Origin of the sequence: Mycobacterium innocens (assembly GCF_900566055.1) — a bacterium.
Lineage (GTDB): Bacteria > Actinomycetota > Actinomycetes > Mycobacteriales > Mycobacteriaceae > Mycobacterium > Mycobacterium innocens.
Genome location: NZ_UPHQ01000113.1, coordinates 1 through 10,609 on the forward strand (window position 1 = coordinate 1; position 10,609 = coordinate 10,609).

9 protein-coding genes and 4 pseudogenes are annotated in these 10,609 nt (G+C 65.6%); 7 read left to right on the forward strand and 6 right to left on the reverse strand.

Annotated features, from left to right (window positions below):
- A pseudogene (locus tag EET03_RS12625) lies at positions 1-200 on the forward strand (IS607 family element RNA-guided endonuclease TnpB); the annotation flags it as partial.
- Between the two features lie 25 nt (positions 201-225).
- On the opposite strand, the pseudogene EET03_RS31460 reads toward EET03_RS12625, so the two are convergent.
- The 5 genes and pseudogenes from EET03_RS31460 to EET03_RS12640 all read right to left on the reverse strand — a co-directional run.
- Positions 226-291 (reverse strand): annotated as a pseudogene (locus tag EET03_RS31460) (PPE domain-containing protein); the annotation flags it as partial.
- A gap of 53 nt (positions 292-344) precedes the next feature.
- On the reverse strand, positions 345-722 hold the full coding sequence (locus EET03_RS33015; RefSeq protein WP_425271521.1) for a PPE family protein, SVP subgroup: 378 nt from the start codon (positions 720-722) through the stop codon (positions 345-347).
- 132 nt (positions 723-854) lie between these two features.
- A pseudogene (locus tag EET03_RS33020) lies at positions 855-1,383 on the reverse strand (PPE family protein); the annotation flags it as partial.
- Between the two features lie 430 nt (positions 1,384-1,813).
- Positions 1,814-2,761 carry a hypothetical protein gene (locus EET03_RS12635; protein WP_244232339.1) on the reverse strand — a complete coding sequence of 316 codons (948 nt, stop codon included), beginning with the start codon at positions 2,759-2,761 and terminating at the stop codon, positions 1,814-1,816.
- A gap of 163 nt (positions 2,762-2,924) precedes the next feature.
- Complete coding sequence (locus EET03_RS12640; protein ID WP_075544781.1) at positions 2,925-4,484, reverse strand: DHA2 family efflux MFS transporter permease subunit; 1,560 nt, start codon at positions 4,482-4,484, stop codon at positions 2,925-2,927.
- 179 nt (positions 4,485-4,663) lie between these two features.
- Between EET03_RS12640 and EET03_RS12645 the strand changes: the two genes are divergently transcribed.
- The 6 genes from EET03_RS12645 (at position 4,664) to der (ending at position 9,991) form a co-directional block, all read left to right on the forward strand.
- On the forward strand, positions 4,664-5,527 hold the full coding sequence (locus EET03_RS12645; RefSeq protein WP_075544782.1) for a ParA family protein: 864 nt from the start codon (positions 4,664-4,666) through the stop codon (positions 5,525-5,527).
- Positions 5,524-6,363, forward strand: coding sequence for a segregation/condensation protein A (locus tag EET03_RS12650; RefSeq protein WP_075544783.1), 840 nt, complete (start codon positions 5,524-5,526; stop codon positions 6,361-6,363). The genes EET03_RS12645 and EET03_RS12650 overlap by 4 nt, the downstream gene beginning before the upstream one ends.
- Before the next feature lie 97 nt (positions 6,364-6,460).
- Positions 6,461-7,129, forward strand: a complete 669-nt coding sequence (scpB, locus tag EET03_RS12655; protein ID WP_099194173.1) for an SMC-Scp complex subunit ScpB — start codon at positions 6,461-6,463, stop codon at positions 7,127-7,129.
- Positions 7,126-7,881: a pseudouridine synthase gene (locus EET03_RS12660; RefSeq protein WP_099194174.1), complete on the forward strand. Its 756-nt coding sequence runs from the start codon at positions 7,126-7,128 to the stop codon at positions 7,879-7,881. The genes scpB and EET03_RS12660 overlap by 4 nt, the downstream gene beginning before the upstream one ends.
- A 29-nt stretch (positions 7,882-7,910) precedes the next feature.
- On the forward strand, positions 7,911-8,594 hold the full coding sequence (gene cmk / locus EET03_RS12665) for a (d)CMP kinase (RefSeq protein ID WP_075544785.1): 684 nt from the start codon (positions 7,911-7,913) through the stop codon (positions 8,592-8,594).
- Complete coding sequence (gene der, locus EET03_RS12670) at positions 8,591-9,991, forward strand: ribosome biogenesis GTPase Der (RefSeq protein WP_075544786.1); 1,401 nt, start codon at positions 8,591-8,593, stop codon at positions 9,989-9,991. Before cmk ends, der begins: the two co-directional genes overlap by 4 nt.
- A 311-nt stretch (positions 9,992-10,302) precedes the next feature.
- Here the strand turns inward: der and EET03_RS12675 are convergent.
- A pseudogene (locus EET03_RS12675) lies at positions 10,303-10,609 on the reverse strand (PE family protein); the annotation flags it as partial.

Below are 10,609 nucleotides of genomic sequence, written 5' to 3' on the forward strand. Positions count from 1 at the left end.
CACACCAACGTGATGACAACGCCGCGATCAACCTCGCACGCTACGAGGACACCATTAGCGTCGTCGGCCCAGTTGGGGCCGCCGTCAAGCGTGGAGCCGACCGTAAGACCGGGCCTGGCCCGGCCGGTGGCTGTGAAGCGCGGAAGGGACGCAGCCGCAAGGCTGCCGAACAACCCCGAAATGGGGTGCGAGTCGCGTGACCACTAAAGATCACTCACTCGCAACGGCTGATCCCGGTCCGGCATACAAGCGTCCGGAGTTGACCTCCGGTGGCAGCGCCCCGAAATCCATCGCTATGAGCTCCTTACCTTGTGGCGGCTCGCCATGTCGGTCACTGAACCCGGTTATCCGGCGTTCGGTGGGCGACACGTCACCCGGATTCGTGATCCATACCGGCGGCCGAAGTTGCCGCCGGCCTCAGCCGCTCTCGATCGTGACGGTGACACGCCCGGCAGCAGGCCCGACAATTCACCGGCCCGGACGGCGGCGCGGACGCCACGAGCCGATATCGTCGCCACCTTGGTACCTGCGGCCGAGGGCAGCGGGCCCCACCCCGGTGGCACCGACATCGGTCCGACCTTGACGGCCAGACCGGCACTGATCGCCACCGGCCCGGCGCCCACTTGCGACAAGCTCCACGCCGCGGCGGCGCCGGGCACGCCGGCCGGCGCCTCGGCCGCGGCGGCCGGCACTTCGGCGTTGGAAGTGTTGGACCACAACATCGCTCCGGCGACCTGCAGGCCATTGAGGGTCAGGCCGCCGCCGTCGTAAATGAACCCCTCGGAGATGGCCAAGGCGTCCAGAATCGTGGTCCAGTACTCGAGCAAGGTGTCCCATGGAATCGACGCCGGGTAGGGGTTGGTGACCTTCGGTGGTGGGGTGAACGGCGTCAATACCGAGGCGACCGTAGCGGCGGCGGCGTATTCGTGCATGGCGGTGGCGTCTTGAACCCACATCTCGGCGTAGTGGGCTTCGGCGGTCGCGATCGCCGGGGTGTTTTGCCCGAACCAGTTGGTCGCGACGAGTGCCGTCAATAACGCCCGGTTGGCCGCGATCACCGGCGGCGGCACTGTCAGCGCAAACGCCGAATCGAAGGCAGCTGCGGCCGCGCTGGCCTGAATTGCGGCCTGCTCGGCAAGTGCCGCAGTGGAACTCAGCCAACTGACAAACGGCAGAACGGAAGCCACCATCGCATCGGCCGCCGTACCGCGCCACGGCAGGCCGGTCAGCTCCAGGATCAGCGAACTGTAGGCAGTAGCCGTAGTCTCCAATTCATCCGCAAGGCGGTCCCACGCCGCCGCGGCGGCCATCAGGGGCCCCGATCCGGGGCCGCTGTACATACCCGGAATTGATCTCGGGCGGCAACGCCGCGAAGTCGGACAGCAGGCCGGCGCCGATGCTGCCGGCCACCTGCGGACTCCCGGCAACAGGCAAAATCTGTACGCCGGGCACGCCCTACCGTCCGATCGTGATGGCCGATGCCCCACCGCCGGCCCCGGATGAGCGTGGGCAAGCAACGTGACGAGAGCAATCAACGTCGTTGGCAGAGAAATTGACGGGCATCGACACACCTAGCGCTTGGGACTGACGCGGCCGGTCGCGACATCGATGTCGGCAAGATGTAGGCAATCAGTGCATTAGTTTGTATCTGCCGTCCCTGCTGCACGGAGGCCGAACTGAAATTACCGCTTTGTTAATTAACCCCCCGGTAGGAGTAGTTAACGAAGGTAAAATCATCGCTCGTCTAATGTCTGACCCGCGTGCCGGTTCCGGCAATTCGCGCCGATAGCGACGTCTCAGACTTGACAAGACCTCACAAGACTTCTTGGTAGGTGCCGCCCGCAACGGCTGGCGCCGCTTGCGGTGGAATCGCCAACCGCTCGCGAAGCTCCGCCACTGGTATCTCGGCGTAGCGTCGCCAGTCCCAACTCCCGTAGGTAAGGTCAGCTTTGCACTCGAGGCCGCGCCGAAAAGCATCCATATAGCCGGCGGGATCCAGTGATCCGGTCAGCGCCTCGGACCGAAAGTCAATTTTTATGCCGGCCTGAAACTGCAGGAGCACCAGCAGCAGCGGTGCAAATGGATTGCGGGCCTTATATCCGACCGTGAACGCTCCGGCAAGAATTTCACCGGCCGGCTCCGTCGAATACGCGGACAAGACATGAGCCACGTCATGCGAAACAATGAACTCGCCCGTGGTGCCTTTCTCGCCCGGAAACCTCAGGTTGTTCCGGACATAGTGGGCCCAGAGTTCGCGTCCGAGCAGCCCCGGTTCGAGGAGACCCAGCTTGTGATAGGACGCGGCCAGCACCGGGTCGGTCGAAAGCCCGAGATAACCGGACATGTTGTCCCAGAAGCCCTTCAGAACCTGGATACGAGACGTGCCGTGGCTGCTCATGAGCTTTGCCCTGATTCGCATGGCCCCAATGAATTCGCGTCCGCGGGCAATGTCGAGTAGGTCATCGAGGAACCCCTCATGGCAACCGAGCGCCCTCGCGATCTTCAGGCTCGCCTCGACTCTCGGCAGCTGAACTCTGCCGTGCGCGAAAATCGCAGCGGTCATCAGGAACAACGCGCAGCGTTTGGCGACGTCGGTTTCGAGCCTGACCGATATTTCGTCGGCCGGTCGCTCGGCAACCTTTCTCCAGTCGATGTCGTCATCGGCCAGATACCTGTTCGCGGCTTCCAGGAGGCGCTCATCGGTTGCTGAGAGACCGTTGGACTGGGCAACACCGGCCATTGCCGCAATGCTGGTTTCCACGTCGCGTTTCGTCGGCAACCGTTGCGGATTTTCGCTGGTAATGTGCGACGGTCCTTCCCGCGAAGTCATCGTGCAAGCATATCCACCAAGCACCGTGTTCGGGCGCTGGCGGCTGGCCCGGGCTGGTTCACCCGGGTGCCGGCGGCATTCGACGAGCGGCTGGTTATTTCACACTCTTCGACATCTGGCCCGCGGGCTTGCGCGGCAGAAATGCCACCGGGACAAGTGTCAGCGCCACCAGGACCACCGCTGCCGCGAACACCACGCTGTATGCATGCGAAAGGTCATGCAGCACATTGCCTTTGAAGTCAGGGTTGAGTGCCCGCGGCGGTATCGACGAGGGGTCGACCGGTACCCCGCGGCGGGCCGCGTCCTCTTGCAGGTCCGCGATCTTGCGTGCGGCGGCGACGTTTTCGCTGCGATTGAACTGGCTGGTCAGGATCATCGACATCAAGGCGGTTCCGACCGATGCGCCCACCTGCTGATTGACACTGACCAGTGTCGAACCCCGCGCGATGTGATGCGGGGCCAGCGTCTGCACCGCGGCGGCGGAAAGCGGCATCATCGTCAAACCCATGCCCAGGCCCATGATCGTCAATCCGAGGAGCAGTGTCGGCAGGTACGCCGCTTGTCTGGCCACCCCGTAGGCGAAGATGCCCATGCCCGCGGCAATCAGCGTCACGCCGACCAGCAGGAGCTTGCCCGGTCCGCGTTTGTCCATCAGGGATCCGGCCAGCGGCATGGTCACCATGGCGCCGATTCCCCTCGGGACCATGCTCATCCCGGCGCCTAGCGGCGTCTGGTGCAGCAACTCCTGGAAGTAGCTGGGGAATAGCAACCCGGCGCCGAAAAAGGAGACGGCGAACAGAAACATCGCCGAGTTGGCAAGTGCGACCACGCGGTTGGTGAACAACCGCAGATCGATCAGCGGGTGCTCGGCGCGGTAGCTGGCATGTACGACGAACCCGACGATCAACGCCAGACCGAGCGCGGCCGGTATCCACACATGGCGATCGGTCACCGTTCCGCGCGCGGGAACAACCGATAATCCGTACAGGAATGTGGCCAGGCCGGGGGAGAGCAGCAGCATGCCGAGGACGTCGAATGACTCCGACGGTGTCGGCTGATCCCCCGGGAAGACGATTGCCGCAAGCAGCAATGTGACCAGCCCGATCGGCAGGTTGATCCAGAAGATCCATTGCCATCCATAGCTGTCGATCAGCCAGCCGCCCAGCACCGGGCCGAAAACGGGGCCGAGCAGCATCGGAATGCCCAGGATGGCCAGCACCCGCCCAAGCCGCCGGGGGCCCGCCTCGCGGGTCAGGATGGTCAGCACCAGCGGCATCAGCATGCCGCCGCCGAGGCCCTGTACCACCCGGAACGCGACCAGCAGAGTGATGTTGGGCGCCATCGCGCACAGCAGTGAGCCGAAGGTGAACGCGAGCAGCGAGCCCATGAAGGGCCGCTTGGTGCCGAACCGGTCGGCTACCCAACCGGCCAGCGGGATCACCGCCGCCAAAGCAAGGGTGTAGCCGGTCATGGTCCAGGCGACCATGGCCTGAGTGGTGTGAAACGTGGCGACGAAGGTGCGCTGCGCGACGGTGACCACCGTCGTGTCCACGATCGACATCATCGAGCCCAGGACACACACCCCGGCAATCCGCAGTAGCCGGGCGTCGAGTTGATCGGCGTGGCTTCGTTGGCCGGTGCTCGTGTCGTCCATGGCAGCTCCCAAGAAATGCGCTTGTCGGAGAAGCATGTCACAGCGCCGCGGTCCTGCGGCTGCCGACGACGGCATAGCTCCCATAGTTGCCCGCGGGTCTGCCGGCGCAGGCGGAGGAAGCCGTTAGACTTTCCTGCGATGTCCACCCTGACGCCCGTCACCATCAGCCGCGACCGGGTATGACCGACCACCCCGACAGCGGCATCGAAGTCGGCCTGACCGGACGGCCGCCGCGGGCGATTCCTGACCCGGTGCCGCGGACCTCACACGGGCCGGCCAAGGTGGTGGCGATGTGCAACCAGAAGGGCGGCGTCGGGAAAACCACGTCGACCATCAACCTGGGTGCCGCGTTGGCCGAGTACGGCCGGCGGGTGCTGCTGGTGGACATGGACCCGCAGGGGGCGTTGTCGGCGGGCCTGGGTGTCCCGCACTACGAGCTGGAAAAGACAATCCACAACGTGCTGGTGGAGCCGCGCGTGTCGATCGACGACGTGCTGATTCACACCCGGGTCAAGGACATGGATCTGGTGCCCAGCAATATCGACCTGTCGGCCGCAGAGATCCAGCTGGTCAACGAGGTGGGCCGGGAGCAGACCCTGGGCCGGGCGCTGTACCCGGTGCTGGACCGCTACGACTATGTGCTCATCGACTGCCAGCCGTCGTTGGGTCTGCTCACCGTCAACGGGCTGGCCTGCGCAGACGGTGTGGTCATCCCGACCGAGTGCGAGTTCTTCTCGCTGCGCGGCCTGGCGTTGCTGACCGACACGGTCGACAAGGTGCGCGACCGGCTGAACGCCAAGCTGGAGATCAGCGGCATCCTGCTGACCCGTTATGATCCGCGCACCGTCAACGCCCGAGAGGTGATGGCCCGCGTCGTCGAGCGGTTCGGTGACCTAGTGTTCGACACCGTGATCTCCCGCACGGTTCGTTTCCCCGAGACCACCGTCGCGGGCGAACCCATCACGACCTGGGCCCCGAAGTCCGGCGGTGCCGTGGCTTACCGTGCCCTGGCCCGTGAGTTCATCGACCGATTCGGCGTGTGAACGACACTGCGAATCCAGACACCGCACCTCAGAACGGCTTTCAGGTCCGGCTGGCCAACTTCGAGGGGCCGTTCGATCTGCTGCTGCAGCTGATTTTCGCCCACCGGCTCGATGTCACCGAAGTGGCCTTGCATCGGGTCACCGACGACTTCATCGCCTACACCAAAGCCATTGGCGCCCAGCTGGACCTGGAGGAGACCACGGCGTTTCTGGTGGTCGCCGCGACCTTGCTCGACCTCAAAGCGGCCCGGCTGTTGCCGGCCGGGCAGGTCGACGACGAAGAGGATCTCGCCCTGCTCGAGGTGCGTGATCTGCTGTTCGCCCGGCTGCTGCAATACCGGGCGTTCAAGCATGTCGCGGAGATGTTCGCCGAGCTGGAGGCCACCGCGTTGCGCAGTTACCCGCGAGCGGTGTCCCTGGAAGACCGGTTCGCCGGCCTGCTGCCCGAGGTGATGCTGGGCGTCGACGCCGAACGCTTCGCCGAGATCGCCGCGGTCGCCCTGACTCCGCGGCCGGCACCCAAGGTGGCGACCGCACACCTGCACGAGCAGACCGTCTCGGTCGCCGAGCAGGCCAAACACCTACTCGCGATGCTGCAAGCGCGGGGCGGTGGCCAATGGGCCACATTTTCTGAGCTGGTCGCCGACTGTCAGGCGCCGATCGAGGTGGTCGGGCGTTTCCTGGCGCTGCTCGAACTGTATAGGTCCCGGGCGGTAGCATTCGACCAGTCAGAGCCCCTTGGGGTGCTCCAGGTTTCGTGGACCGGGGAACAGCCGACCTGGGGGTACCGCCCGGTTGCGGGGGACGAAGCTTTGGTGGAAGTGCGAGACCAATGATGACCCGCGCCGGCAACGATATGACGATGCAGCGGGACGAGATGCGGAGGAGCTGTTGTTGACTGACGATGCTCCCGACCAAGATCTCGGCTATGCCATGTCATCGGGCATCCCGGATATCGCTGAGCCCACCGAGATGGATCCCGACGAACTCGGACGGGTGTTGGAGGCACTGCTGCTGGTCGTCGACACCCCGGTGACCGCCGAAGCGCTGGCCACGGCCACCGAACAACCGGTCTACCGGGTCGCGGCGAAACTGCGGTTGATGGCCGACGAACTCACCGAACGCGACAGCGGCATCGAGTTGCGGCACAGCAGTGACGGCTGGCGGTTGTATACCCGCGCCCGATTCGCGCCCTACGTCGAGAAGCTGCTTCTGGACGGAGCGCGAACCAAGCTCACCCGCGCCGCGCTGGAAACCCTTGCGGTCGTGGCTTACCGTCAACCGGTGACGCGTGCGCGGGTGAGTGCGGTTCGCGGGGTCAACGTGGACGCCGTGATGCGTACCCTGCTGGCGCGCGGCCTGATCACCGAGGTCGGTACCGACGAGGACACCGGCGCGGTGACGTTCGCCACCAGCGACTTGTTCTTGGAGCGTTTGGGTTTGACGTCATTGTCCGAGCTGCCCGATCTCGCGCCGCTGCTTCCCGACGTCGACACGATCGATGACCTGAGTGCCTCTTTGGATAGCGAGCCGCGTTTCATCAAACTCGCCGGCGGCCAGCCATCCGACCAGACGTTGACGTTCGACGTGGACAATGACTGATGGTTGAGCTGGAGCAGTCACCGGGCATTCGTTTGCAAAAAGTGTTGTCCCAGGCCGGAATTGCGTCCCGGCGGGCTGCCGAGAAGATGATCATCGACGGCCGCGTCGAGGTCGACGGAAAGCTGGTGACCGAGCTGGGTACCCGGGTCGACCCGGACATCTCGGTGATCCGGGTCGACGGGGCCCGGGTGGTGGTCGACGAGTCGCTGGTCTACCTGGCGCTGAACAAGCCTCGGGGGATGCACTCGACCATGTCCGACGACCGCGGCCGGCCGTGTATCGGCGACCTGATCGAGCGGAAAGTCCGGGGAAACAAGAATCTTTTTCATGTCGGGCGGCTGGACGCCGACACCGAAGGACTGATCCTGCTGACCAACGATGGCGAGCTGGCACACCGGTTGATGCATCCCTCGCACGAGGTGCCCAAGACCTATCTGGCCACGGTGCCCGGGACCGTGCCGCGGGGGCTGGGTAAAAAGCTCAGGGCGGGAATCGAATTGGACGACGGGCTCGCCCGGGTCGACGGTTTCGCGGTGGTGGACGCGATCCCGGGCAAGACGTTGGTGCGGGTGACGCTGCACGAAGGACGTAATCGAATCGTGCGCCGGCTGCTGGCGGCGGCGGGATTTCCGGTGGAGGCATTGGTGCGCACCGATATCGGCCCGGTGAAACTGGGCAAGCAGCGTCCGGGCAGTGTGCGGGCATTAGGTCGCGACGAGGTCGGACAACTGTACAAAGCGGTGGGCCTGTGAGTGACGCAAGCCAAGCGGGTCATCAGCCTGTGGCGCAGTCGGTTATCGCCATCGACGGTCCGGCCGGGACTGGAAAGTCATCTGTTTCAAGGGGATTAGCTCGTAGGCTCCGAGCTCGCTTTCTGGATACCGGGGCGATGTACCGGATGGTGACGCTGGCGGTACTGCGCGCCGGAATCGATCCGGCAGACGCACAGGCGGTCGGGGACTGTGCGTCGAGCGTGCAGTTGTCGGTCGGCTATAGCCCGGACGCGAGCAGCTTTTGCCTTTCCGGACAAGACGTTTCGGCGGAGATCCGAGGAGATGACGTCACCGGGGCGGTGTCGACGGTGTCAGCGGTGCCTGTGGTGCGTGAGCGGCTGGTCGAGCTGCAACGTGCCATGGCCGAGGGGCCGGACCGCATCGTCGTGGAGGGCCGCGACATCGGGACCGTGGTGTTTCCCGATGCCCCGGTGAAAATCTTTCTGACCGCGTCGGCCGAAACCCGGGCCCGGCGCCGCAACGATCAAAATGTCGCGGCCGGGTTGGTCGACGATTACGACGCGGTGCTGGCCGACGTGCGCCGGCGCGACCATCTGGATTCCACCCGCGCGGTGTCGCCGTTGCGAGCGGCGGCTGATGCGATCGTCGTCGACACCAGCGACATGACCGAGGCTCAAGTCGTCGATTACCTATTGGAGTTGGTAACGCAGCATAGCGGAGCCCTGCGGTGACCCACGACGGCACCTGGTCCGACGAAAGTGACTGGGAGCTTGACGATTCCGATCTGGCCGAGCTGTCGGAGTCGGCGCCCGCGCCGGTCGTGGCGATCGTGGGCCGGCCCAACGTCGGCAAATCGACTCTGGTCAATCGGATCTTGGGCCGGCGTGAGGCGGTGGTGCAAGACGTTCCGGGCGTGACGCGTGACCGCGTATCCTACGACGCCCTGTGGAGTGGACGCCGGTTCGTCGTGCAGGACACCGGGGGATGGGAGCCGGACGCCAAAGGTCTGCAGCAACTGGTGGCCGAGCAGGCGTCGGTGGCGATGCGCACCGCCGATGCGGTGGTTCTGGTGGTGGACGCGGGTGTCGGAGCTACCACGGCCGACGAGGCCGCCGCCCGCATCCTGCTCCGCTCGGGTAAGCCAGTCTTCCTGGCCGCCAACAAGGTTGACAACGAGAAGGGCGAAGCCGACGCGGCCGCGCTGTGGTCGCTGGGACTTGGCGAGCCGCATGCGGTCAGCGCGATGCACGGTCGCGGTGTGGCCGATCTGCTCGACCAGGTGTTGGCCGCGCTGCCCGAAATTGGGGAGTCGGTCTCGGCCGGCGGCGGTCCGCGGCGGGTGGCCCTCGTCGGCAAACCCAACGTCGGCAAGAGTTCGTTGCTGAACAAGCTGGCCGGCGATCAGCGGTCGGTGGTGCACGAGGTCGCCGGGACGACGGTCGACCCGGTGGATTCGCTGATCGAGATGGGCGGCAAGGTGTGGCGTTTCGTCGACACCGCAGGCCTGCGGCGCAAGGTCGGCCAGGCCAGCGGACACGAGTTCTATGCGTCGGTGCGCACCCACGCGGCCATCGATTCCGCCGAGGTGGCGATCGTACTGATCGACGCATCACAGCCGCTGACCGAACAGGATCAGCGGGTGCTGTCGATGGTCATCGAGGCCGGACGGGCGCTGGTGCTGGCCTTCAACAAGTGGGACCTGGTCGACGAGGACCGGCGCGAGCTGCTGGAGCGGGAGATCGACCGCGAACTGGTGCAGGTGCGGTGGGCGCAGCGAGTCAACATCTCGGCCAAGACGGGTCGGGCGGTGCAGAAGCTGGTGCCGGCGCTGGAGAGCGCGCTGGCGTCGTGGGATACGAGGATAGCGACCGGCCCGCTGAACGCCTGGCTGAAGGAAGTGGTGGCCGCGACGCCGCCCCCGGTGCGCGGCGGCCGACAACCGCGCATCCTGTTCGCCACCCAGGCGACCGCGCGGCCGCCGACGTTCGTGCTGTTCACCACCGGTTTTTTGGAGGCCGGCTACCGGCGGTTCCTGGAGCGGCGGCTGCGCGAGACATTCGGCTTCGAGGGCAGTCCGATCCGGATCAACGTGCGGGTGCGCGAAAAGCGGGGCGCCAGGCGCCGCTGAGCGGGTTCGCGCGGGCGGAGCCATCTCGAGCGTGGCGTCGATGGGGTACTCGGTTTTGCTTCCGACGGCAGACTTCGTGAATGCCGCGGTAACGTCCGTCCCGTATTACGATGCCCAACTCTTCCTGAACGAGATTTCGCAAGCGATCAACGGGAATCCGTACGGGCTGATCAACGCGGTCGGCGATCCGATCGCCGCTGATATCGCGCTGTTCGCGATCGCCACCGGTTTCGAAGCCATAGTCCTCACCAACGCGGCCAGATCGATCATCGACGATTTCGCCAGTTTGCAACGTCTGTCGGCGATCAGCGCTACCCGGCCGGGCCGTCGTTGCCGAACAACAAGCCCCGGGTGCCCCCGCTGCCGTCGACCCCGATAGGCGGAATTCCTCCCGTGGTGCCGGCGGTACCACCGGCCCCACCGTTGCCGACCAGGCGGGCATCGCCGCCGTTACCGGCGTTGCCGGCTCCAGCTCCCGACCCGCCGGCGCCGCCACCACCACCGTTGCCTTGGAGCCATCCGCCGTCGCCGCCATTGCCGCCGTTGCCGCCGTTGCCGCCAACCCCACCCGTGAACAAGGCGGTCCCGCTGATCGGCGAGGGCCCGCCCTCGCCGCCT